Raw genomic sequence first — 24,905 nt, 5'->3', positions numbered from 1 at the left:
CCTTATTTTTGCAAAAAGAAAATTTCGTGATTAACAACGACCATATAAAAGATGTTCAGTCGAGAATTGAAGATCTACACAGATACCTTCAGATTGAAAAGAAAAAAATAGAAATTTCCAATGATGATGAGAAAACGGCAGCTCCTGAATTTTGGGATCAACCGAAAGAAGCTGAAGTATTTTTAAGGCAGCTTCGTTCTAAGAAAAGATGGGTGGAAGATTATGAAGAGATCACTACTCAGTTTGAAGATTTACAGGTTTTAATGGAATTTGCAAAAGAAGATCCAGATTCTGAAAAAGAACTGGATGAGGCATTTCCAAAATTAGTAGAGAAAATCGAAGATCTGGAGTTTAAAAATATGCTTTCTAATGAAGGGGATGAACTTTCTGCGGTTATTCAAATCACTGCAGGAGCAGGAGGCACGGAAAGTTGTGACTGGGCTGCCATGTTGATGAGGATGTATACGATGTGGGCAGAGAAGCAAGGTTATAAGATCCGTGAGCTCAATTACCAGGAAGGGGAGGTTGCAGGTGTGAAAACGGTAACCCTGGAAATGGATGGTGAATATGCTTTTGGATATCTTAAGGGGGAAAACGGTGTTCATCGATTGGTAAGAATTTCTCCTTTTGACAGTAATGCAAAAAGACATACAAGTTTCGTGTCTGTATATGTATATCCTTTGGTTGATGATACTATTGAAATCAATATTAATCCCGCAGATATTTCATTTGAAACCATGCGAAGTTCAGGAGCAGGAGGACAGAATGTAAATAAAGTGGAAACAGCTGTCCGTCTTCGTCATGCACCAACAGGAATTATCATTGAAAACTCAGAATCACGTTCACAGCTTCAGAACAAAGAAAAAGCAATGCAGTTGCTTCGTTCCAGATTATATGAAATGGAGCTTGAAGAACGTTTAAAGGCCCGAACCGAGATCGAAGCCAATAAGATGAAGATTGAGTGGGGAAGTCAGATCAGAAATTACGTAATGCATCCTTACAAATTGGTAAAAGATGTACGTTCAGGACATGAAACTTCAGATGTTGATTCGGTGATGAACGGAAATCTTACTCCATTCCTAAAAGCATTTCTAATGGCTGATGGAACGGCAGTTTCCGGTGATGACCTCGACCTCTAGGATATAATCTTAGTTTTTTAGTTAAAATCTTATAATTAATTTCCTATTCAGACTTTTTAGACTTATTTTTGTTACTTATCAATATGTATGGAAGATTTCAATAGCTGGAAAGATTTATTAAACCCAGAGTTTTATATAAAAATGGGTGGGTTTTGGCTTATACTGTTTATTATTTTTGCTGAAACGGGACTTTTTGTAGGATTTTTTTTACCGGGTGACTCGTTACTGTTTGTTTCAGGAATTTATGCTGTTGAAATTATCAAAGAGACTTTTGGCTCCACAGGGAGCGATCTGCTTGATACAACTATTCTTGCTACTTCCGTTGCTCTAGCTGCTATTGTCGGTAATGAAGTTGGATATTATTTCGGCGTAAAAGCCGGTCCTGCATTATATAAAAAACAGGATACCTTCTTATTCAAGAAAAAATATCTGTACCAGGCTCATGACTTTTTCGAAAAACATGGTGCTTTGGCTATAATTATGGCGAGATTTTTACCTGTTGTCAGAACTTTTACGCCTATCGTTGCAGGTATTGTAAAGATGGATAAAAAAGAGTTTTTGAGAGATAATATTATAGGAGCTGTATTGTGGTCATTTATTTTGATCTTTGCAGGACATTATCTGGATAAGTTATTTCAGGAACAATTTGGAATCAATCTTAAAGAAAAGCTGGAGTTAATAATCATTGTTATTGTTCTTATTACAACACTTCCAATAATTATTAAGTTTTTATTTGGTAAGAAAGTTGATCATTCTAAATACGAAGACAATTCACCTGAATAAGATCAAAGAATTTAAAATATAAATAACCTGCTTTTGGCGGGTTATTTTTTTATCCATTCCAGAATGTTGGGATAGATAATGCTGTCTCTTTTTCGTTTACTGAAAAATCTGGGTGCATGACCTGTATTTTTCATAAAAACTAATTTATGAGGGATATTTTGGCTCGCTAAAGCTGAGTCTAATGCCAACCCTTGATTTTTATTAACAAGGAAATCTTGGTTTCCCTGAAATAGCAGAGTCGGAACATTGGTAATATTTGCAATTGGGCTCGCTTTTTTAAACTCTTCAGACAGATGATGACGATCGAATTTTATGCCTATCACCTTTTGTACAGTTGGTGAAGAATATTTTGAATAAAATGAATCCAGGTATTCCGGGGAGTAAAAATCGGTTGGGCCACTCAAAGAGATTATTTTTTTTATCTGATCAGGATGCTGATATCCATATAATAAAGTTAAATGACCGCCAGCACTTTCCCCCAACAGAATATAATTGTTCGGTTGTAATTCTGCTTTTCCTGCTAAAGAATTGAATTTATTAATAACAGAACTAATATCTTCCAGCTGCTCTCTGTAAGTGATCTTTTTGGACTTTGATACCAGTCGGTAATTCATATTGATACTTGGAACTTTATTCTTAAAAAGCATTTTCTGAATCTGGATCATGTGCTCTTTTCTTCCATATTTCCATGCACCTCCATGTACAATGAGAACTACGGGAGAATCTTCGGAATATCCGGATGGAAGAAAAATATCCATCTTTTGTCTTTTATGTTCACCGTATTTTAAGTTGTAAATTTTCTGCTGATTGTTATCCCCCATCCAAACTCTGAACCTTGAATTACAAGAATTTAATAAAAAGCCAATACACCCTAAAACAAAAAAATGATATCTGAGTATGAGCTTTTTCATACCTCAAATGTAAGAAAAATATAGTGATTTTATAGCTGACAGAAACCTGTGTTGTATCAGCTTTTCTCTGCTAATTCTTTTAGCTTCTGATTCATATTTTTGAAACCGGTTACAGTATTATCAAGATTAAAAAATGGGACAAGAAAGCCTGAGAATTGTTCTGACTGAATGAACCGGGTTGTACCGTTTTTATTATCAATTAATTCAAACTTATGCTCTCCATCGAATATTCCTTTAAACATTAGCTTTCCCAGCCAACTGAATTCATTATTTTCCTTTTTTGATAATATCACAGGCTTGAAAACCATTCCTTTTCCACCTTGTGGTTCAATCTTTACCTGTATTTGATTACCTTCTTCTACAGATCCCTGAATATTGGTAATGAATGGATTCCATACAGGATAGTTTTCAAAATCAGTTAATATTTTCCAGATCTTTTCAGGGCTTGCGTGAATGGTAATTTCTGTTTCAATTTTCTTTGACATGTTATAATAATTTATACCACAAAGTTCGGGCAGAATAAAAAAATACCACTTGATAAAAATCAAAGATTTCCGTTTGCTATTTTATTTCTTATGCGACTGAAAGTTTCAGAGGTCATCCCAAGCATTGAAGCGATATATTGTAAAGGAACCTGATTAAATAATTTAGGGTTTTCATTAAAAAAGCATTGGTATCTTTCCTCAGCAGTCATCGATAAATGACCGTAAATTCTTGTTTCTATTGTTGTGAAGCAGTGAACAATAAATGCTTTTTCTAAAATATGCCATTGAGGAACTTTATCCTGTAGTCTTTCGTAATCAGCTTTCTCAATCGTAAACAATTCTGTATCTGTAAGAGCCTGAATGGACCATCGTGCAGGGATATCTGATATAAAGCTCGATAGATCGGTTACAAAATATCCTTTTGTTGAAATCCACTGTGTAATCTCTTTCTTTTTGGTTTCACAAAAGATCCTTAAAAATCCGGATCGGATAAAACTTAGCTTTGTACTTTTCTTTCCAGCTTCCAAGAAAAATTCATTTTTCTTAATAAGTTCCGGCTTAAAAAAAGAGACAATTGTTTTCAGATCATCAGCTTCAATATCTTTAAAATAAGAAGTAAGATTCTGTTCCAGATCAGTGGTGGTCATGTTCATTGATTTATCGTTTCTAAATTTTCAGCATATCTGTACAATGAATTGTTATATCTGGGCAGATGCTGTGATAATGCTTTTAATGCTAAACATAATGCTTCTTTGTTTTCTCCCGCAGAATAAAGAGAAAGAGCTAAAAAAGAGTCTACAGCATCATTTAACTCATCGGATTCATTTAATTTTTCTTCTCTGAGGATTTGAATGCTTTCGTCAATTTTCCCATTGTTTCGTAAAGTACTGGCCAACTGAATTCTCGCCCTCCTTCTTCGTAAACCCGATAATCCATGATCTAAAGCAGATCTATACAATGGTTCTGCTTCTTTTTCATGTCCTGTAGAGTCAAAAGCACATGCCCGTTCAAAATCAGCAATAGCTTTTGCATCATGAAGAAGGCTCGTATGATCTTTTATCAGTTGAATAAAATCCTTATTGCTTATTTTTCCCAGCTGTAGCCAAATAGATTGCAGCTTACTTTCCCAATTCTCTGTTTCATTCATATGGTTGATTATCTTATAAGAATACAAATATGAGAAGATCAGTGCACTTTAAAAAATTAAAATGATGCAGTAGCTGTAAATTAAAATGGAAGAGTGAACTTTCTATGCATACAAATTATTATTTTGACCTAAAATGTTTATAAATTCATTCTTATTTTTTAAAACCGGAATTAAATATTATTTTTGTTCAACTTAACAAATATTAAAAAAAATTAAATGGCGTCTGGTTTTTTTGCAATTTTAGATGATCTTGCTGCCTTGATGGATGATGTAGCTGTTACGAGTAAAATAGCTACTCAGAAGACGGCTGGGATTTTGGGTGATGATTTAGCAGTAAATGCAGAAAAAGCTACAGGTTTCATCTCATCCCGTGAAATACCTGTTTTATGGGCAATTACCAAGGGTTCATTTATTAATAAATTAATTATTCTTCCCATCGCATTTTTGCTTAACTGGCTTTATAAACCGGCTATAGAAATTATACTGGTTTTAGGAGGTTTTTATCTGGCATTTGAAGGAGTAGAGAAAATTATTGAATTTTTATTCCATCGCGATAAAAAAGGACATGAAGTAGTGGAAGAGAGCGTAATAGATGAAGATGAAGAGAATTCTGAAAAATCTAAAATAAGATCTGCCATTACAACAGATTTTATTCTTTCTATAGAAATTGTAATTATTGCATTGGGAACTGTTCTTGAAGAGCAGCATCCATTATTAACTCAAATCGTTACGGTGACTCTTGTTTCATTTCTGGCAACAGTAGGAGTTTATGGTATTGTAGCGCTGATCGTAAGAATGGATGATGCAGGTTTTAAACTGATTAAAAAAAGCAAGGATAAAGGTTTGTTTTCCAAGTTGGGCCACTTATTGGTAAAGGCATTGCCTGTAATTATTAAAATTTTAGCGATTGTTGGAACGATAGCTTTGATCTTTGTTTCAGGTGGTATTTTCGCACATAATATTTCTTATTTACATCATTTTCTTCCAACCTGGCCTTCTGCTCTTAAAGAATTGATCTTTGGATTGAGTGGTGGATTGCTTGCTGTCGCATTATTTACGATAGGCAAAAAGATTTATACATCGGCAATACGCAAATAATTGAGGAAAGTTTGCTTCTGAAATTTAAAATACGACGTCAGGATAATTTTACACAAACAACTATAACAATATATCAGGTTCATTGATTATTATGAGAAATTTATCGATTGATATATTAAAAATTATCCTCGCATTCTTTGTCGTTTTTTTACATATGCACCTTCTTAGGGATTCTTATCCTGAATTGAGTTTTGTACTTGTTAATGGAGTTTTCAGAATGGCAGTACCTACTTTTTTGATTATCACAGGATATTATTTTTATTATGTAGATAACACGGATAAACTCAAAAAATGGTTAGTAAGAACCTTTTCTCTTTATGTGATCTGGTCTATAGTATATTTGCCTTTTTGGAAAGAAGAAGATACTTGGATGAACATCCTATTTGGCTACCATCATTTGTGGTATTTAATTGGAACCTTCTTTTCAGGTATTATTTTGTTTTTTATAAGAAAGAAGTCAGTGAGTTTACTGGTCACTCTTATTCTTCTGCTGTCTAGTCTCGGATATGGGATGCAATCTTTAGGTAATCTTCATTACTTTAAAAATGAAACGGATTCAATAATCAATCTGTTTCCATCTTACAGAAATTTTCTCCTGGTCTGTTTCCCTTTTTTGACCATCGGATACCTGATTAATAGACTGAACCTGGACACCAAATACAAGCCTTCGTTAATAACTGTACTAGCTGTAGTGGGACTTGTTGTTTTAGAATCATTTCTCAACTATAAAATGATTAGTCCGAATGAAAATATTGACCTTTTGTTTTCTTTACTGATAGCATGTCCTTTGGTATTTATGTATTGCAAGAATATATCAGTAATGGTAGATACTAAAATTTTAGCAAGTTTATCGACAGCTATTTACCTAGTACACCCATTGCTTATGAAGTGGATTCTAGGTAGATATCTTCCATATGAAACGATCATATTTATAATTCTATTGTTGGTTTCCAGTTTTATTCTGGTCTTCTTAAATAGAAAACTAAAATACCTCTTATAATTAAAACTTAGGGTCTGATTAATTATTGGTGATTTTTAGACCATTTATAAAGGCAAGCTTAATCTTGTTTGCACCTATAAACTCTGAATAATTGAGATTAATATTTTTCTCCAGTTCCAACTGTTGATAGAGATTGAAAATTTTACCTTTATAGGGACAATGATCTATAAAATGATTGAAAAATTTTTCAGCAACCTCTTTTTCTGAGAAACATAGTAAGAAATCTAGAGGTAAAAGAGAATGTTCAGACCATTCGTTGAACTTTGTTCCATTCTTTTTTAAAAACTCAATAGCTTGATCTTTAGAATTGAAAATATCAAAAATGGGGAAGATGTACTGTTCGATTTGTTCTGCTATTTCATTAGTGTTTTTCTTATAAACACAATCTGCCAGATTCCATTCTTGCCACTTTTTGGATGGTGTTAAATATCCTAATTGCTCCCCGAAAATAAGACCCTGCGAATATTCGCTGTTCGTATGCTCTACTTGCCACTTTTTCAGATTTTTTGAGAATATATGAATGTGAGGAAGAATCTGAATGTAAGAAGAATTATTCTTGGCACTGGATTGAAAATAAATTTCAAAATAAAGATCTTTATCGGGAGAATATTTTCTTATTCTCTGCCCCTTTTCAAAGTCCTTGAAACCTTCTAATTTATTAAAAATCTCATTACAGGCTTGTAAGAATGTATTTCTGGAGTCCATTTATGAATTATTCATATGTTGAATTAGCGGTCAACAAATATAATGAAACAAATAAAAAGAGACCTTTTAACAAGGTCTCAATTATATTTTAGTTGAATAGATCTTTTACTTTATCAAAGAACGTTTTTTCCTTTCCGGATGGTTCTGCAACCATTTCTCCACTTGCCATTTGCTTTTCAAAGAAGTCTTTCTGATCTTTAGTAAGCTTTTGTGGAGTCCATACATTGATGTGTATAAACATATCGCCTTTTCCATAGCTATCAATACTAGGAAGACCTTTTCCTGCCAATCTTAAGATTTTTCCAGACTGAGTACCTGGATCAATCGTAATTTTCACTTTTCCGCCTACGGTTGATACTTCTTTTTTAGTTCCTAAAGAAGCCTCTGCAAAAGAGATATATAATTCCTGGTGAAGATTATCACCCTCTCTCTTGATTGTTTTATCTACCTCTTCCTCTACAATAACAAGTAAATCTCCCGGAATACCTCCGAAAGGAGCATCGTTACCTTTTCCTCTTACATTAAGCTGAATTCCATCTCTTGCTCCAGCAGGAATGTTGATTGAGATTTCCTCTTCATCTTTTATTAACCCCTGTGCATTGGCTCCTGCAGGTATTTTATCAGCGACTTTTCCGATACCCTGACAAGTTCCACAAGTGGTTTGTGTTTGCATTTGCCCAAACATGGTGTTCATTACTTTTAGCTGAACTCCAGATCCGTTACATGTAGGACATGTTTTCGAAGTGGCACCTTCTGCCATCTTCATCTTTTTAACTTTAAGAGTCTTTTGGGTTCCATTTACCATTTCTTCAAGATTCAGCTTGATTCTGATTCTTAAATTAGAACCTTTCACCTGCTGACGCCCGCCGCCGCCAAAACCACCGCCACCGAAGTGACCACCAAAAATATCTCCAAACTGACTGAAAATATCTTCCATGTTCATTCCGCCTCCGAATCCGCCACCTCCGAATCCGCCGTTACCACCAACACCGGCATGACCAAACTGGTCGTATCTTGCACGCTTTTGGTCGTCGCTTAATATTTCGTAAGCTTCAGCAGCTTCTTTGAATTTTTCCTCAGCTTCAGTATCACCCGGATTTTTATCAGGGTGAAATTTGATAGCCATTTTACGGTATGCTTTCTTTATTTCGTCGGCTGAAGCAGATTTGCTTATTTCAAGAACCTCGTAATAATCTCTTTTTGACATGACAATTGTATAATTGATTAGATAAATGACAATAGATATTCAGAGTGTATAAGTGAAATAGATCAATTATCACTCACCATTTATCACTTATTAATATTAGTTTCCTGTTACTACTTTAGCAAAACGAATTACTTTATCACCTAAAGTATAACCTGTTTCGATAACGTCTACGATTTTACCTTTTAGATCATCAGATGGAGCAGGAATTTGAGTAATTGCTTCGTGAAGATCTACATTAAAAGAATCTCCGGCTCTTACCTCCATTGTTTTCAATCCTTTTTCGGTTAATTTATTCTTGAATTTCTGATAAATAAGTTCAACACCTTGTAAGTCTGTAGGATTTCCATTTTTGGCGATTTCTTTTAAAGCTCTTTCAAAGTCATCCAGTACTCCAAGCATAGAAACCATCATGTCCTGATTAGCATATTGGAAGAACTCCATTTTTTCTTTAGAAGTTCTCTTTTTATAATTTTCAAATTCAGCATAAAGACGAATATAACGGTCTTTTTCCTCTGCCAAAAGTTCTTCTGCGGTTGGAGTATTTGTCACATTTTCTTCAGAAATATTTTCATTCTGAATGTTGTCTTCTTGTTGCTTATTGATGTTTTCTTCGTTGATATCCTGATTTTCCATATTCAATAACTATTTTACAGAGATGTTTGTCAAAGATTCTGCCAAATAGTAAATATGGACATTAAGGCAGAAAAATTATTCTCCAGAAAATGTCTGATACAGTAAGTAAAGATTTAAAATAATAATGATGATTGAAATAAACCATACACAAACTTTCATCATTGGTTTATTTACGAATTGTCCCATTTTAGCTTTGTCATTCGTGAACATAACCAGCGGGACCACAGCAAAGCTGAGCTGCATGGATAAGATGACCTGACTTAATACCAACAGATCTGTTGTTCCTTTTTCACCATACAAAATGGCGACGATTAAAGCGGGAATCACAGCAATAAGTCTTGTTATTAATCTTCGTAACCAAGGTTTTAATCTGATATTTAAGAAACCCTCCATGACGATTTGTCCTGCCAGAGTACCTGTTAATGTTGAATTTTGACCGGAAGCCAGTAATGCTATTGCAAAAGCTATACTTGCCATAGAAGCTCCCAAAATTGGGGTTAACATTTTGTAGGCATCATGAATATCTGCAACATGTTTATTTCCTGTTATATGAAAGGTCGCTGCGGCTAAAATAAGAATAGCAGCATTAATAAAAAAAGCAAGCATTAAAGAAACTGTACTATCCAGAGTAGCAAATTTTATAGCCTCTTTTTTTCCTTCATTATCTCTTGTATAATCTCTTGTCTGTACAATACTGCTATGCAGATAAAGATTATGAGGCATAACGGTGGCTCCTAAGATTCCGATTGCTATATAAAGCATGGCCGGATTCTGAATAATTTCTTTTTGCGGAACCAGCCCTCCTAAAATTTCATTAATGGCAGGTTTGGAAATTATAATTTCATAGATAAAACAGGCTAAAATAATAAAGATCAGTCCACCAACGATACTTTCTATCCATCTGAATCCTTTAGCCTGTAAGAGAAGGATAATAAGTACATCTACGGTTGTGATAACAATTCCCCAGGTTAATGGGATGTGAAAAAGGAGATTAAGAGCAATTGCAGAACCGATAACCTCGGCGAGATCACAGGCCGCAATTGCAATTTCACAGAGTATCCACAAAATGAAATTGGTAGTAGGATTGAAGTGGTCCCTACAAGCCTGAGCTAGATCCCTTTCTGTGGCAACTCCCAATTTTACAGATAAATGCTGCAAAACCATAGCAAAAATATTAGAAATAAGGATTACTGATAGTAGGGTATAGCCAAATTGAGCTCCACCGGCAATGTCAGTAGCCCAATTCCCAGGATCCATATATCCTACGGCAATCATTAAACCAGGTCCAGCAAATGCAAGATATTTTCTCCAGAAAGAGCCGTTTTTCGGAACCTTAATTGATGAATAAACTTCTGGTAATGAGTGGAGTGTTTTATCTTTTCGCCAAGGGGCTTTTGTATTTAAGTTCATAAATGTTAGAAATGACTAACAAATTTAATTAAATAAATGAAAATAGAAAATTTATAAACAAAAAATCCCGAAAAAAACTTTCGGGATTCATTTTAATGTATGGTTAAAGATTATTTTGCAAACCTTATAGACATTTTTCTGTCTGCTGCTCTTTCAGCATCAGAAGCTTTTGCATCTACTGTAGCAAATTTACTTCCATATCCTTCAGCACCTAAAACCTGTGTTCCAAGGTTTTGTTTTCCAAGCCAATCTTTAATGAAGTTAGCTCTTGCTGTAGAAAGTTTAACATTAGAAGCTTCATTACCTGTTTTATCAGTATAACCTCCGATTTTGATCTTTGCATCAGGATAAGCTTTTAAGATAGCAGCTAAATTATCAAGTTGTCCTTGAGAACCTGCTTCCAGCTCCGTAGAACTTCCCATTTTGAAGTTTACATGGTCAAAATCATACCAGGTGTTTTTCAATGCAGCGTCATCAGCAGCGTTTTTATAACCGTCAGATTTTAAGAAAGCAATCATTTTATCTTCCATTCCGCCTTTATAACCTTTAAGAGCAGTACCGTTCAAGTCGATGTTCTCATCAGTTTTTGTAGTCGCAGGTGTCGTTGCAGCTGTATCTGTAGGAGATACTGCTGTTGCCGTATCAGAATGTGTTCCTGTAGAATCTGCTCCCATTGTTGTGGTAGTAGTTTGTTTTTTCTCACACTGCTTCCATAAGAAATATCCTGCAGCAATTAACAATAAAAGCGGAAGTAACCATTTCCAGATTGATCCACCACCATCATTTCTTTCCGGAGTTGTTCCTGTAGGAGTTGTACTTCTCGTTACTTCTATTTTAGGCTCGTCTTGTACAGGCGTTTTTATAGCGTCATTGTCATTATCAAATTTGTATCCTTTAGCCCAATCACCAATGTTTAGTGAAGCTAAAGAAAGTCCAGCCGGTAATAAACTTGAAATAATACCTTTCTGATCATTCAATAAACCAGAAATTCCTGATTTATCTAAATTATTATCAGCCGCGTATTTTCCTACTGTTCCTACTGTTGCTCCTGTTACCAAGTTCAGTAAAGAGCTTGAAGAATTATTGCTAATTCCTGCAAAAGAAGCAATAGAATTAACCAAGCCGCCAAGTTTGTCACCAAAGAGAGAAGACAATAAACCTGTGATTACAGAATTGTTAGAAGAACCACCCAATAAATTACTTAAAATTCCACTGGATGAAGCACCGCTAATTGCATCTAAAACCCCAGGGTTATCAGCGTTATTAGCTAATCCACCAACAACGGCAGGCAATAGCCCTCCGATTGCTTTTGAAATACCAGACTCACTTTCTCCAAACTGCGAAGCAGCTTGAGAAACTAATGCGGGACCCAATTGTCCTTTAATTAAATCAATAACGTTTAAAGACATAATAAATTATTTTTTAGATTAATGTTGACATAAAATTAAACAAAAATCTGTCCAAATGTCAATTTTTTTAAATATTTATTTGAATTTCAACGCTTTTTTTGCAAATGATTTAAATTATTAGTATGCTTTAGCGAACAGTACCCGTCTTTTTGATGGCTTTCCAGAAATCAACGAAACGCCTTCTTCTATATCGTCATCTTGAGGAATACATCTGATAGTAGCCTTCGTTTCTTCCTTTATTTGTTCTTCTTCTTCCTCTGTTCCATCCCAATGCGCATAGATAAATCCACCTTTTTCTTCAAGAACCTTTTTAAACTCTTCATAAGAATCTACTTTAGTTAAATTATTCTCTCTGAAACTAAGAGCTTTAGTATAAAGATCCTTCTGAATGGTTTTTAATAAATCGTCAATATAAGAATCTAATCCTTCAATAGAATGAGCTTCTTTGGTAAGATTGTCTCTTCTTGCTATTTCAACGGATTTGTTTTCTAAATCTTTTGGACCAATTGCAATTCTGATAGGAACACCTTTTAATTCGTATTCAGCAAATTTCCAACCTGGTTTATTTTGAGTATCATTATCAAATTTAACGGAAATACCCTTTGCCTTCAGTTTAGCCTGGATATCCAAAGCCACTTCACTGATCTGTTCTAATTGCTCTTCTCCTTTAAAGATAGGAACAATAACAACCTGAATAGGCGCTAAAGTAGGAGGTAATACCAATCCGAAATCATCAGAGTGAGTCATGATAAGAGCTCCCATCAAACGGGTAGATGTTCCCCAAGATGTTGCCCATGCATGTTCTATTTTTCCTTCTTTATTCGTGAATTTTACGTCAAATGCTTTTGCAAAATTTTGACCTAAAAAGTGGGAAGTACCTGCCTGAAGAGCTTTTCCATCTTGCATTAATGCCTCAATACAATATGTCTCATCAGCTCCTGCAAATCTCTCAGATGGTGTTTTTAATCCCTGAACTACAGGCATAGCCATAAAGTTCTCTGCAAAATCTGCATATACTTTATTCATTTTTTCTGCCTCCTCTACTGCTTCGTCTTTTGTAGCGTGAGCAGTGTGCCCTTCCTGCCACAAGAATTCAGAGGTTCTCAAAAATAAACGGGTTCTCATTTCCCATCGTACAACATTTGCCCATTGGTTGATCAGTAATGGTAAATCTCTGTAAGATTGAATCCAGCTTTTATAGGTGTTCCAAATAATCGCTTCTGAAGTTGGGCGAACAATAAGTTCTTCCTCTAACTTAGCATCAGGATCTACAATCAGCTTATGAGGATTATCAGGGTCAGTTTTTAACCTGTAGTGAGTAACAACGGCACATTCTTTTGCAAAACCTTCTGCATTTTTCTCTTCAGCTTCAAATAAGCTTTTGGGTATAAATAGAGGGAAATAAGCATTAACGTGACCTGTTTCTTTGAATTTTCTATCCATTTCATCACGCATTTTTTCCCAGATTGCATATCCATATGGTTTAATAACCATACTTCCACGCACCCCTGAGTTTTCAGCCAAATCTGCTTTCACAACTAACTCGTTATACCACTTGCTGTAATCTTCGCTTCTTGAGGTTAATTTTGCCATTATTTTTTTTAAATTTTTTTAACTTTTTAACATTATTGTTATCTAAAAATAAAAATCTATTTTTGATAGATTTTTAAGCCGATGTTTGGTACATTTTTGGTACACATTGCAAATATAATTTAATTTAAAAATTTTTACGTTATCATGAAAAAAAATATACATAAAAATTTATTTGGTATGCTAAAATCCAAAGGCGTTTTAGCAATATCAAGTGGATTACTACTGATGTCTTGTGGTGCTCAAATGGGTGGGTACAGCGAGACCGATGGGGTTTATTATGATCCCAATAAAGACACACTTCCAGAAGGAGTAATCATTAATGGCGGAAATAGAGTAGGAGAAGATTATGACTACTACCAGGATTCAAACGTTATCCAAAATGCAGAAACGAATTCTAAAGATCAGGATAACAGGTACAGCACTTGGGGTGGAGATTCATGGAACACCAATGCAACAGACTCTGACTGGGGTGCTTTTGCAGGAGCTCAAACCAATTACTATGACAACTCTTGGGGTTCACCTTGGGGTTGGTATGGTGGTTATAGCCCATACTGGGGCTGGAACAGAGGTTTCGGTATGTCCTTTGGCTGGGGAGGCTCATGGGGTTGGGGAGGCTCATGGGGATGGGGCGGTTATCCTTATTGGGGATATGGCGGATTCTATGACCCTTTCTGGGGTGGCGGCTATTATGGCGGTTACTACGGAAACCCTTATTGGGGTTGGGGTGGCGGATACTGGGGTAGTGGATACTACAACAGACCTGCTTATAGAAGAAGTGGCGCCAATGGAAGACTTGGATATGGACTTACTAACGGATATAACGGAAGTAATGGATCAGCATATAGAAATAATATAGCTAATTCAGCTTTTAGAAATAACAGCTCAGGATTTAGAAACAATAATTCAGGGTTCAGAAATAATACGAATGGTAACAGTGGCGGATTCAGAAATAATAATTCAGGATTTAGAAGCGGAAATACGAACGGTAACAATGGCGGATTTAGAAATAATAACTCAGGTTTCCGTAATCCAAATATGAATACTCAGAATAATCCTAGACCAAATTATAATAACCAACCTAGAAATGATAGTGGCTTTAGATCCAATGATAACGGATTTAGATCCGGAGGATTTAATTCCGGTTCAAGCGGAGGTGGATTTAGAGGTGGATCTTCTGGCGGCGGAGGCGGATTTAGATCTGGCGGCGGCGGAGGCGGCGGTTTCAGATCTGGTGGTAGGTAATTTCAACTTAATAAACTATTCAAAAAATAATGTTAAAAAAATCGTTAGTAGTAATGAGTATTGCTGTAGCCTATTTTGCACAGGCGCAGGATATCTCTACGATCAGAAATTCAATTGATGTTTATTCTAATACTCCAATGATTGGTTCATCAAAGTTCAATGCGATGGCTGGTTCCAACGGAGCTTTAGGAGGTGATGCTACTTCATTGATGACCAACCCAGCGGGATTAGGTGTTGCTATTGCAGGTGACGTTTCAGCAACTTTGTTTCTTAGTAATAATAAGAATACAAGTTCTCTGAATGGATCTTCAATAAATTATAAGATAGATAAATTTACCCTTGGTAATGCTGGTGGTGTGGCAACAATCCCATTGATGACTGAATCAGCTTGGAAATTTATTAATATCGGAGCCAATATCTCTACGCAATCTATTGAAGATTATGTTGAGAGCCCCGGGAATGGGAATATTATAATTCCTAAGAATCTGGTCGATTCTAATGGAAATGCAGTTATTGGAAATATGTCTTACCAAGGACATGCTTATAACAGATATGGAAATCAGACCAAATTCAATCTTGGTGTTGGTGCGAACTATAACAATTCATTGTATGTAGGAGCGAGTATCAATATGCATTATGCTGAGATAGATCAATATGACAGTGCGCTATTTGGTCTTAATTTAGATAATTCCGTAAATTCATTTGATAAGCAGTATAGTCCTTTTTCTGAAAAATCGAGTGGTTTTTCAGCGACAGTAGGGGTTATAGGAAAACTAAGCAACCAGTTTAGATTGGGAGCAGCAATTGAAACACCAACATGGTGGAATATTGATAGAGTTTTCCGTGAATATTCTGATGGAAATGATGGAATTTACTATGACAACTATGTTGAAGACAGAAATTTCAGATCACCAATGAAAGCAACAGTGAGTGGAGCTTTTGTTCCAAATAAAAACTTTGCGATCAACGTAGACTATACTTTAGGTTTAACGAAACCTAAATATGAAGTACAAGGTGCTGCAGAAAGAGAGCTAAATTCTTTCTTTAATGATAACTATAAAAATCTATCAGAGGTAAAAGTTGGAGCAGAATACAGAATCAAAGCATTTAGACTGAGAGGTGGATATTCATATGCCTCAAGTCCTTTTGATGCGATCACAATTAATTCTTATTCCAATGCCGGAGTTGCAGGAGATAATAATTATAGTAATTTGATCTTAGGTGAGAGAAATACTATCGGAGCAGGTATAGGATATGATTTTGGCAACATTTATGTAGATGCGGCTTACCAAAATGTAAGTTCTAAATACAATAATCCTTTCTTAAGAGGCAGTGCAGATAATGGAACAGGATACTACTCAGGAGACTTCGATGTTAGTACACCAACATCTGTGGTTTCTAATGTAAAAAATACCAGAAGTAACTTCTTTCTAACAGTCGGCTGGAAATTCTAATTTCCGGATTGTGTAGTGAGTGATTAAATTGAGGCTCCGAATTTTTAATTCGGAGCTTATTTTTTACATATAAATTCTCAATTAATGAGTATGAGAATGGGAGAGATGCATGATAAGGGCTAAAGAAACACCCACAATCACCAAGCCTATTTTTGTCCAGTCAATATTGTGATTTTTGTTACTCTCAAAAATAATCACTGACGAAATATGTAGAAATATACCACCTACAATAGCCAGAAAATAAGGCTGTAGATCAGGATTGAAATAATTACCTAATAACATTCCCAGGGGTGAAGCAAGAGCGAATAGTGCTATAATCAGGTATGTAGGATACAATGACTTGCTCTGACCTTCTTTTCTGTTAAATAAAAAGGCACCTAAAATAAAAGAAATAGGGATATTGTGAAAAACAATACCTAAAAGATAGGGTGATAAAACAACCTTTTCATTAGCTAAAGGAATTCCTTCTATAAAAGCATGAACAAATAACCCAACCATTAATGCTACAGGAAGTATATTATGCTCACTATGATGATGAAAATGACCATGTTCGAAGCCTTTAGTTAAAGCTTCAAGGACCATTTGTAATAAAACTCCTAGGATAACGAAAATACCAATACTACTGCTTTTTTCGGAAGTATAAACTTGTGGAAATACCTCATTCAGACAAATGGTAATCAGAAACCCGGCACTTAAAATCAAAAGATTTTTTGCCAGTTTTTCTTTTTTACCAAAATGCTTTCCAAGGAATACCCCAGCAATTACACTTAAAATCAGTAAGAAAACTATAATCATGCTTTTTTCTTAAATAAATTGATACAACGTGGTGAAACTTCTTTATTAAAATCATTAAGCTGATAATCGCCCCATATTTTTATTCTCTCAAATCCACATTCCGAAGCATAAGAATTGATAGCATCCAACGTATGCAATTTTACTTTTTCAAAGAAATGATATGGCTTTCCATCAGCCTCAAAGCGGATGTCTTTAATGATATGTCTGCCCTCAATTTTCTTGAGAATTTTAAAATCAATGTCTCCCCGATTGATTAAAGATTCCGGAACTATTTTATTCCTTACATATTGCTCATTTAAATAATCTAAAACGAAATAACCTCCGGGTTTTAAAATAGAATATACGGATTGAAATACCTTTTTATCATCATTCTCCTGATCAAAATATCCGAAACTTGTAAATAAATTGAAAACGGCATCCATAGGATCAGCATCAATAGGGTTTCTCATGTCGTGAACGTCAAAAAGAAGGGTTTGATTTTCAAATTGTTTATCGAATTCTATACTTTGTCGGGATAGGTCAAGTCCCAAAACATCATATCCTAATTTATTAAGAAAAACAGAATGCCTTCCTTTTCCACAAGCTAAGTCAATAATTTTAGCAGAAGGTGGCAGCTGAAGACTCTCTGTGAGCTTCGTTATAAAGTTTTCTGCTTCTGTATAGTCCCTGTTACTATAGAGCAAATGATAATAAGGGGTATCAAACCAAGATTCAAACCATTCCATAATGCAAAAATAACTAAATTTGCAGTCTAAAAAACAATTAAGTCCTTTTATTAAAGTAAATGTTTAATTTTAAAGGAGTTATAAATTGAAACGAAATAATAGAGAAAAACGATCTTGTCCACTTGCTCATTTGAGGTGCCAAAGATTATCGGTTCTTTAATGAAAAAGAGAGAGAGACAGTGCATTTACTTTAATACTAAATGATAAAATCTTGAGCTCCAGCTATGATGGTTGGTAATCAGGTTGATAATAATATATGGATACAGAAAATATAAAAATTCAGATAAAAACTTTCTTCGGATTGGAGCAGATCTTAGCTGAAGAAATTAAAAAATTAGGCGGGAGAAATGTTGAGGTTAAAAACCGTGCAGTAAACTGTGAAGGAGATTTAGGGTTCCTTTATAAGATCAATTATTCAGCAAGAACGGCATTAAAAATCTTAGTACCTGTTTTGGAATTTAAAGCTTTTAATCAACACCAGTTCTATGATAAGCTTTTTAAAATAGAATGGGAGCAGTTTATGGATGTAGATCAATCATTTGCAATTGATTCAACGGTAAATTCTGAAACATTTAAGCATTCACAGTTTGTCACCCTGAAGATGAAAGATGCTATTGTGGATTACTTTCAGGAAAAATTTAAAAAACGTCCCAATATAGAAACGAAAAGCCCGGATATTAAATTTCACCTGCATATTGACAGAGAATTGGTTACCATTTCTCTGGATTCTTCTGGTGATCCTTTATTCAAAAGAGGATATAGAAAAGAACAGGGTGAAGCACCTATCAATGAGGTATTGGCCAGTGGAATGCTTCAACTTGCAGGTTGGGATGGGAAAGGAAATTTCCTTGATCCGATGTGTGGTTCCGGAACCCTTTTGATTGAAGCTGCAATGATTGCTTTAGATCTTCCTGCACAGATCTTCAGAAGAAGATTTGCATTCCAAAACTGGAGTAACTACGATGCTGATTTATTTACAAAGATCAGAGAGTTCAGAGTAAACAGAGTAAGGGAATTTCATGGAAAAATTGTAGGGTACGATATTGATGGTAGAATGTTAAATGCTGCCGCTGTAAATATTGAAGCCGCTGAAATGGAAGATGTTATTGAGGTTAAAAGACAAGATTTTTTCGAATCTAAGAAAGAGCTTTTCCCTTTACTAATGGTTTTCAATCCGCCTTATGATGAAAGGATCTCGATTAATGATGATGATTTCTATAAGAAGATAGGAGATACCTTTAAGACCCATTATCCAAATACTTTAGCATGGCTGATTTCTTCGGATCTTGAGGCTGTGAAGAAAATAGGTCTTCGCCCATCCAGAAAAATCAAGCTATACAATGGAAAATTGGAAACGAGATTTTTACAGTATGAGATGTATGAAGGAACTAAAAAAGTACATAAACTGGAAAATAATAATGATTAAAAAAAGCCTTCCAAATTTTGGAAGGCTTTTTAATTATTCAATTTTCTTATCTTCTTCTAGAAGGTTTCCATTCTCGTAAACGTTCATTTTTATAACCTTATTTTTTTCCTTTATAAATTCGAAAATAAGGTCTCTTTCTTTAGCGAAAAATTTGTTTGGGGTTTCGGGATAAAGTACAAGTGTTTTACCTCCGGCAACCAGATTTAAAACGGAATTTTGAGTTTCTATAGAAATAACACCGTTTTTAGCACTGTTGTATTTTCCGTTATATATTTTTAAAATCTCGGAACTTAATTTCACTTCTTTTCTTTCATTTAGATAAGGAGCGGGACCATGGTTATAGCTTAAGACCCGTGACATTTTCCAAGTTCCATTTTCCAATATCCACAGATCAGTAAATTTTGCTAAACCATCGCGAAATTCTTTTTTACCAGTTTCATTGATATAGAAATAATGGTCACCAGAAATAATCAAGCCGTAAAGTTTATCATCTTTTTTCATTGGAAAAGTCTGAACCGTTTTATCAATAGCCTCCCTTCTTAATCGGAAGTCTTTATTACCACATAGATTTCTTTGAAAAGTGATCTCTAAATTAGAAGCCCCTTTCGTTATACCGCCTTTATCGTGATAAAATTCTACATCATTGGGAATGAAACGCATCATTTCACTAACATTACATTTGTTGTAAGCTGTCCAGAATAAACTGTCACTTTTTATTGCTTCTTTTATGAGGGCTTCATTGTTTTGAGCAGATAAAATTTGGAATGGTGAAATTAAGATGAACAGCGTGAAGATATAGTTTTTCATTATTTAAGATTGAATATTCTGATTACGAATATGAGGATTTTTTTTTGAACTAAAATTTCTATTTTTGTTGAAATTCACTTGATTTAAAATTAATCTATGTCTTGGAATATTTTTGAAGTTGTAGAGGTTGTTCTTGATGCGCTGAATCTATTGAGTGATTCATCAGTTCCAGAATGGAAAGACGAGAAAAGCATTATAAAAAGGAAAAAAACTGAATTTGCAATAGAATGAATAAGCACTGGTTTAGCTTTAGCCGGTTTTCTATTATTGTTTATTGTTTTTAGCAATTCCTTATCTTATGAGAATACTTTTCAAGTTACTGTCATTGCTACTCTGATTGCTGTTTTAATGACGTCTGCATGTTGTTTCATCTTGCATGTGTTGACTTTGTTTTATTTCAGAAGTTTCTTTTCTATGTTATTTTTCTGCTTCTCTTTGATCCTTTTTTCAACGGCTTTACTATTGGTTGTCTACTTTAAATCAGGTTTATTTTGATAACTACCTTATCATGGATGGTGCATAACCATATTGCTTTTTAAAAGCATAAGAGAAATGTGATAAATCTTCGAAACCGACTTCCATAAAAACATCCGTTGGTTTTTTATTCTTTTCGGCAAGGTGATAATGAGCCAATTCTAAGCGTTTATGGGTAAGCCAACGTTGAGGTGTGGTTTTAAAGGTCTTTCTGAAATCCCGATTGAAGGTTGATAAGCTTCTACCCGTGAGATATCCGAATCTTTCAAGTGGCATGTTGAACATGTAATTTTTCTCCATAAAGTCAACCAGATTGATCTTTCCAGGTTCCTCAAAATTGGCTAACACGGTGTCAATATCTGGATTGATTTCCCTTAGGATACTAATCGATTCCATGATTTTTAATGACGCAATATTTTCCGGAAAAGGCTGTGTCATCTCAAAATAAGGAATAAGAGAAGCCAGGCAGCTTTCTAATAAGGGATGATTGCTGAAACTGAAAATTTGAGGTTCTTTTCTGATAATAGATTGTTCTGTATCAATTGATGAGTAGAACTGTTTTAAGCGTTCTGTAGTGAGATGCATGACCACAGCTTTATGAGGACGTCCATCTTTTGGATAGTTAATAATCGTAGCTAATTGATTTCTTGGAATAAGAAAGATATCTCCTGATGTAAAGTGATAAGAGCGATCAGCCTGGATAATTTTTGTTTCACCGGATATAAACCATACTAGCATATGAAACTCAAAAACGGTTTCCGTTTTGAAGAGCTTATCTTCATAAGAAGAAAGTTTGATATCCGGTGTAATATACTTAATATGAAAATCCATTGATTTTAGTTTTCACTAACAAAATTATTCATAAAAAAAATATTAATCAACATTAAACTGAATTCCAATCATTTCTTCGCTGAGTTCCCACAATCGTTTTGCATTTTCTTGATCCAGAGAATAGTATTGAACTCCTCTAATTGTTGAAGGTTCATCAAATCTGTGTTCAATCTGTCCATGGTCTATTTCTGCAATATCACAATTTTCACAGTATACACCGCCAATGTTATCTAGTAAGGGACTTGTTGCACACCAAATGGTAGTCGCCGCTCCCTGTGGAATGGTTTTTAATTTGGCTTCAACTTCAGGTTTTATATTTCCATCAGCATCATGAGTTCCCATTTGTTTATAAAGTTCAATAGGCTCTTCTCTGCCCAAATCAGTTCCATAAACAGATCCAGGATGTAAAGAATAGGCTCTTACATTATAGGCTTTACCTCTTGAATCCAGCTCTACAGCAAAAAGATTACTTGCCGTTTTTGATTGTCCATATCCCAGTAATGTTTGGTATTCGCGGTTTTCAAAGTTTGGATCTTCAAAATTAAAAGGTGACATTTGGTGTCCATAAGATGAGACATTAATTACTCTTGCCCCATTAGCCTTTTTAAGTGCTGGCCATAATTTTGCTGTAAGATGAAATTGTCCTAAATAGTTTGTAGCTAGTTGTGACTCTATTCCACGGCTGTCTCTGCGTAATGGAACCCACATAATTCCTGCATTATTGATCAACAGATCGAGCTTCCTCCCTGAAGAAATGAATTTCTCTGCAAATGCATCAATAGAATTGGGATCTATTAAGTCCAATAATTCTATTTCAATATTTTGTATTCCAGCTAAGTTTTTTGTAGCTTTTTCAATGTCTCTCGCTGGAACGATTACCCTGGCACCGGCCAAAACCAATATCTTTGTTGTTTCTAAACCAATACCGGCATAGCCACCTGTAATAATAACTGTTTTTTCGGAAAGATCAATTCCTTTAATCACATCCTCACTGGTAGATTTTGCATTGAAGCCTGAATAGATTGGATTCTGTAGATTTTTGTTTTGTATCATTTTTTTATCTTTAATTGTTGATACAAATTTAGATCAGGCACATGATCTTTGTTTTGTTTAAACTGTCAATTTACTTTGTTTAAAATTTCATATCTAAGAATTTAAAAAATTAAAAGACCCCGTTATATTGAGAATACGGTTATAATTAAAGGTTATTTTGCCTTAAAGTGTTAATTTCGGTGAATACCTGTTAAACTGTTTGTAAATTCTTTTATGAATGGTTAATTTTGACAAATTTTCAACTTGAAACCTACAATTTCCATCGTTATCGCCATATTCAATCGAAAAGATGAACTTTTTGAATTGTTAAACTCCTTGACTCAGCAAACTGATAGAGCGTTTGAAATTATTGTTGTCGATGATGGCTCTTTAATAGATCTCAAGCCAACCATAAGGAATTTCGAAGAAATGTTATTGATCAAATATTTCAGAAAAGACAACTCTGGACCTGGTTTGTCGAGAAATTTTGGCGCAAAAAGAGCAGAAAATGAGTGGCTGGTTTTTGTTGATAGTGATGTTATTGTTGAAAAGGAATATATAGAAAATATTAAGAAAGATATCCTGGAGATTCCTTGTGATGCATTTGGTGGTGCTGACAAAGCGCATAAAGGGTTTAATCTAATGCAAAAAGCTATTTCATATTCTATGACCTCTGTTTTTACAACAGGTGGTATTCGTGGAAATAAAAAAGCCGTTTCCAAGTTCCAGCCTCGCAGTTTCAATATGGGAGTGAAAAAAGAGGTGTTTGATAAAGTTGGTGGTTTCTCTGAAATGAGAATAGGAGAGGATCCGGATCTTTCAATGACACTTTGGGAAAATGGTTTTACAACAGCTTTCTTTGATAATATTGCAGTGTATCATAAACGTAGAGTAGATTTTGGAAAATTTTCCAAGCAGGTATTTCAGTTTGGTTGCGCAAGACCCATTCTTAATCAGAGACATCCTAATTACGTGAAAATTTCATTTGCTTTTCCAAGTCTATTTTTATTAGGTTATATTTTTGGATTTATCGAATATTTTTTACTCGGAAGAGGAATTATTCTTGCCTTTTATGGTTTATATACTTTTTTGGTTTTCTTCCATGCACTATTGGTTACAAAAAATATAAGTATTGCAGGAATGGCAGTAATTTCTACTTATGTTCAGATGTTTTCATATGGATATGGATTTTTAAAATCCTGGATTCTATTGAATATTTTCAGAATGAAACCGGAAGACGCATTTCCAAAACATTATCATAAAAAATAAATGCTGTTGAAATTCAACAGCACTTATTACGATAATTAGTATATGGATGTGTTTTCATGGTGGTGTAGAACGCCTGTTTTTAGCATACATTCTTTCATTTTTTGATATGTTCTTTCAATATCATGATCCAGGCCAATTGAGAATCTGATTAATCCATCAGAGATTCCCATTGCAGTACGTTCTTCTTCTGGAATTTCAGAAGAAGTCGAACTACCTGAGCATGAGAATAATGTTTTGTAGAACCCTAAACTAACTGCTAAATAACCAAGATTTTCCTGTTGCATGAGTTCCATCAATTCGTTTGCTTTATCAGTAGTTCCAGCATCTAAAGTCATCAGTCCTCCAAATCCGTATTCTTCATACATCATGCTTTTCATCAGTTCATGGTTTTTATGAGAAGGTAATCCAGGATAAGAAACTTTTAATCCATCCTTTTCGAATCTTTCAGCCAGATATTGGGCATTATAACTATGCTGCTTCATTCGGATATGAAGCGTCCTCAGATTTTTTAAAATACTTGCCGAACGGAAACTGTCCATTGTGGGACCGAGAAGCATACACGCACCGTTATTTACGTTTTTCGTGTCATTAATGAATTCCTGTGTTCCACAATAAACACCACCTACGGTATCACTGCTTCCGTTGATAAATTTAGTTAAACTGTGAATCACTATATCAGCACCAAGTAAAGTTGGAGAAATTGAAAGCGGTGAAAAAGTGTTATCAACGATCAGTTTTAGGTTGTGTTTTTTACAGATTTCGGAAAGTTTTCTCAAATCTGCAACCTCAAGAAGCGGATTGCTTACACTTTCACAATAGATAACTTTAGTGTTTGGCTGTATAGAATTTTCAATAGATTCAAAATTATTGATATCTAAAAAGGTAGTTTCGATATTAAAAGGTGGAAGAAAATTTTTGAGAAATGCATAAGTCCCACCATATATAGTTCTGCTGGAAATAATATGATCACCACTTTTACATATCTGTAAAAGAACAGAAGTAATAGCTCCCATACCGGAAGCAGTAACATTAGCAGCTTCGGTATTTTCCAATTTAGCTAAAGCTTGTGCCAGGTAGAGATTCATCGGAGAAGAATGTCTTGAATATAAATAGCATCCTTCTGCATTCCCTTCGAAAGTATCGAACATCGTTTTAGCGGAAAGAAATGTATATGTAGAACTGTCAGAAATTGAAGGATTTACTCCACCAAATTCCCCAAAGTACTGCAAATCCTGTATCTCATTTGCTGCATTAAAATCTTTCATATTTTTTGTTTTTAAATTTGAACTATTTTAAGTTTTATTACAATGAAATATTTAAATATTAGAAT

Annotated in this window: 25 protein-coding genes; 9 read left to right on the top strand and 16 right to left on the bottom strand. The window is 34.6% G+C overall.

The features are described from left to right. The first annotated feature begins 26 nt into the window (after positions 1 to 26). Positions 27 to 1,139 (top strand): peptide chain release factor 2, encoded by a 1,113-nt coding sequence (prfB, locus tag AC3WRL_RS02565; RefSeq protein WP_492329652.1) that lies wholly within the window; start codon positions 27 to 29, stop codon positions 1,137 to 1,139. Positions 1,140 to 1,226: 87 nt separating this feature from the next. Continuing rightward, the gene (locus AC3WRL_RS02560) at positions 1,227 to 1,922 is read left to right on the top strand and encodes a DedA family protein (protein ID WP_214826409.1); all 696 of its coding nucleotides are present in this window, start codon (positions 1,227 to 1,229) and stop codon (positions 1,920 to 1,922) included. A 41-nt stretch (positions 1,923 to 1,963) separates the two neighbouring features. On the opposite strand, the gene AC3WRL_RS02555 is transcribed toward AC3WRL_RS02560, so the two are convergent. The 4 genes from AC3WRL_RS02555 to AC3WRL_RS02540 are packed head-to-tail and all read right to left on the bottom strand — an operon-like array spanning position 1,964 to position 4,465. Beyond that, positions 1,964 to 2,833 (bottom strand): alpha/beta hydrolase, encoded by an 870-nt coding sequence (locus AC3WRL_RS02555; protein ID WP_492329651.1) that lies wholly within the window; start codon positions 2,831 to 2,833, stop codon positions 1,964 to 1,966. A gap of 56 nt (positions 2,834 to 2,889) precedes the next feature. Continuing rightward, the gene (locus tag AC3WRL_RS02550; protein WP_492329650.1) at positions 2,890 to 3,318 is read right to left on the bottom strand and encodes an SRPBCC family protein; all 429 of its coding nucleotides are present in this window, start codon (positions 3,316 to 3,318) and stop codon (positions 2,890 to 2,892) included. A 59-nt stretch (positions 3,319 to 3,377) separates the two neighbouring features. Next, positions 3,378 to 3,971, bottom strand: coding sequence for a Crp/Fnr family transcriptional regulator (locus AC3WRL_RS02545; RefSeq protein ID WP_492329649.1), 594 nt, complete (start codon positions 3,969 to 3,971; stop codon positions 3,378 to 3,380). Further along, positions 3,968 to 4,465 (bottom strand): tetratricopeptide repeat protein, encoded by a 498-nt coding sequence (locus AC3WRL_RS02540; RefSeq protein WP_492329648.1) that lies wholly within the window; start codon positions 4,463 to 4,465, stop codon positions 3,968 to 3,970. The genes AC3WRL_RS02545 and AC3WRL_RS02540 overlap by 4 nt, the downstream gene beginning before the upstream one ends. Positions 4,466 to 4,681: 216 nt before the next feature. On the opposite strand from AC3WRL_RS02540, the gene AC3WRL_RS02535 reads away from it, so the two are divergent. Together AC3WRL_RS02535 and AC3WRL_RS02530 are read left to right on the top strand one after the other, a co-directional pair. Beyond that, positions 4,682 to 5,563: a DUF808 domain-containing protein gene (locus tag AC3WRL_RS02535; protein WP_214826405.1), complete on the top strand. Its 882-nt coding sequence runs from the start codon at positions 4,682 to 4,684 to the stop codon at positions 5,561 to 5,563. 91 nt (positions 5,564 to 5,654) lie between these two features. Continuing rightward, positions 5,655 to 6,563: an acyltransferase family protein gene (locus AC3WRL_RS02530; protein ID WP_492329647.1), complete on the top strand. Its 909-nt coding sequence runs from the start codon at positions 5,655 to 5,657 to the stop codon at positions 6,561 to 6,563. 18 nt (positions 6,564 to 6,581) lie between these two features. On the opposite strand, the gene AC3WRL_RS02525 is transcribed toward AC3WRL_RS02530, so the two are convergent. From AC3WRL_RS02525 to proS, 6 genes are all read right to left on the bottom strand, one after another. Next, entirely contained in the window at positions 6,582 to 7,268 is a 687-nt protein-coding gene (locus AC3WRL_RS02525; RefSeq protein WP_492329646.1) for a DUF4304 domain-containing protein, read from the bottom strand. 88 nt (positions 7,269 to 7,356) lie between these two features. After that, entirely contained in the window at positions 7,357 to 8,475 is a 1,119-nt protein-coding gene (gene dnaJ / locus AC3WRL_RS02520) for a molecular chaperone DnaJ (RefSeq protein WP_214826403.1), read from the bottom strand. A gap of 96 nt (positions 8,476 to 8,571) precedes the next feature. After that, positions 8,572 to 9,108, bottom strand: a complete 537-nt coding sequence (locus AC3WRL_RS02515) for a nucleotide exchange factor GrpE (RefSeq protein ID WP_214826401.1) — start codon at positions 9,106 to 9,108, stop codon at positions 8,572 to 8,574. Between the two features lie 75 nt (positions 9,109 to 9,183). Then, entirely contained in the window at positions 9,184 to 10,518 is a 1,335-nt protein-coding gene (locus AC3WRL_RS02510; protein WP_214826399.1) for an Nramp family divalent metal transporter, read from the bottom strand. Between the two features lie 110 nt (positions 10,519 to 10,628). After that, a complete protein-coding gene (locus AC3WRL_RS02505; protein WP_214826397.1) occupies positions 10,629 to 11,927 on the bottom strand; it encodes an OmpA family protein in 1,299 nt (432 codons plus the stop codon). Between the two features lie 117 nt (positions 11,928 to 12,044). Continuing rightward, the gene (proS, locus tag AC3WRL_RS02500) at positions 12,045 to 13,520 is read right to left on the bottom strand and encodes a proline--tRNA ligase (protein ID WP_214826394.1); all 1,476 of its coding nucleotides are present in this window, start codon (positions 13,518 to 13,520) and stop codon (positions 12,045 to 12,047) included. A gap of 177 nt (positions 13,521 to 13,697) precedes the next feature. On the opposite strand from proS, the gene AC3WRL_RS02495 reads away from it, so the two are divergent. Continuing rightward, entirely contained in the window at positions 13,698 to 14,762 is a 1,065-nt protein-coding gene (locus AC3WRL_RS02495; RefSeq protein ID WP_251040499.1) for a prolyl-tRNA synthetase, read from the top strand. A gap of 29 nt (positions 14,763 to 14,791) precedes the next feature. Next, positions 14,792 to 16,216, top strand: coding sequence for an OmpP1/FadL family transporter (locus tag AC3WRL_RS02490; RefSeq protein WP_214826392.1), 1,425 nt, complete (start codon positions 14,792 to 14,794; stop codon positions 16,214 to 16,216). Between the two features lie 81 nt (positions 16,217 to 16,297). Here AC3WRL_RS02490 and AC3WRL_RS02485 read toward each other — a convergent pair whose 3' ends face one another. Next, positions 16,298 to 17,008, bottom strand: coding sequence for a ZIP family metal transporter (locus tag AC3WRL_RS02485; RefSeq protein WP_214826648.1), 711 nt, complete (start codon positions 17,006 to 17,008; stop codon positions 16,298 to 16,300). Then, the gene (locus AC3WRL_RS02480) at positions 17,008 to 17,736 is read right to left on the bottom strand and encodes an SAM-dependent methyltransferase (RefSeq protein WP_214826391.1); all 729 of its coding nucleotides are present in this window, start codon (positions 17,734 to 17,736) and stop codon (positions 17,008 to 17,010) included. The genes AC3WRL_RS02485 and AC3WRL_RS02480 overlap by 1 nt, the downstream gene beginning before the upstream one ends. A gap of 256 nt (positions 17,737 to 17,992) precedes the next feature. On the opposite strand from AC3WRL_RS02480, the gene AC3WRL_RS02475 reads away from it, so the two are divergent. Beyond that, positions 17,993 to 19,162, top strand: a complete 1,170-nt coding sequence (locus AC3WRL_RS02475) for a THUMP domain-containing class I SAM-dependent RNA methyltransferase (RefSeq protein WP_214826390.1) — start codon at positions 17,993 to 17,995, stop codon at positions 19,160 to 19,162. Between the two features lie 33 nt (positions 19,163 to 19,195). Here the strand turns inward: AC3WRL_RS02475 and AC3WRL_RS02470 are convergent, their stop codons facing one another. Next, on the bottom strand, positions 19,196 to 19,969 hold the full coding sequence (locus AC3WRL_RS02470; protein WP_492329645.1) for a nuclear transport factor 2 family protein: 774 nt from the start codon (positions 19,967 to 19,969) through the stop codon (positions 19,196 to 19,198). A 96-nt stretch (positions 19,970 to 20,065) separates the two neighbouring features. Here AC3WRL_RS02470 and AC3WRL_RS02465 point away from each other — a divergent pair, with 96 nt between their 5' ends. Next, a complete protein-coding gene (locus AC3WRL_RS02465; protein WP_492329644.1) occupies positions 20,066 to 20,200 on the top strand; it encodes a hypothetical protein in 135 nt (44 codons plus the stop codon). Positions 20,201 to 20,467: 267 nt separating this feature from the next. Here the strand turns inward: AC3WRL_RS02465 and AC3WRL_RS02460 are convergent, their stop codons facing one another. Further along, positions 20,468 to 21,274, bottom strand: a complete 807-nt coding sequence (locus AC3WRL_RS02460; RefSeq protein ID WP_492329643.1) for a helix-turn-helix domain-containing protein — start codon at positions 21,272 to 21,274, stop codon at positions 20,468 to 20,470. Between the two features lie 42 nt (positions 21,275 to 21,316). Beyond that, positions 21,317 to 22,327 (bottom strand): SDR family NAD(P)-dependent oxidoreductase, encoded by a 1,011-nt coding sequence (locus tag AC3WRL_RS02455; protein WP_214826385.1) that lies wholly within the window; start codon positions 22,325 to 22,327, stop codon positions 21,317 to 21,319. Between the two features lie 243 nt (positions 22,328 to 22,570). Here AC3WRL_RS02455 and AC3WRL_RS02450 point away from each other — a divergent pair, with 243 nt between their 5' ends. After that, positions 22,571 to 23,575, top strand: a complete 1,005-nt coding sequence (locus AC3WRL_RS02450; RefSeq protein ID WP_214826383.1) for a glycosyltransferase family 2 protein — start codon at positions 22,571 to 22,573, stop codon at positions 23,573 to 23,575. Between the two features lie 35 nt (positions 23,576 to 23,610). Here the strand turns inward: AC3WRL_RS02450 and AC3WRL_RS02445 are convergent, their stop codons facing one another. Then, positions 23,611 to 24,840, bottom strand: a complete 1,230-nt coding sequence (locus tag AC3WRL_RS02445) for an aminotransferase class I/II-fold pyridoxal phosphate-dependent enzyme (protein ID WP_214826382.1) — start codon at positions 24,838 to 24,840, stop codon at positions 23,611 to 23,613. Between the last annotated feature and the right edge of the window lie 65 nt (positions 24,841 to 24,905).

Source organism: Chryseobacterium sp. FW101-FHT12H09 (assembly GCF_058790395.1).
The sequence above is the reverse complement of the archived record's forward strand: the minus strand, read 5'-3'. Positions and strand labels throughout refer to the sequence as shown.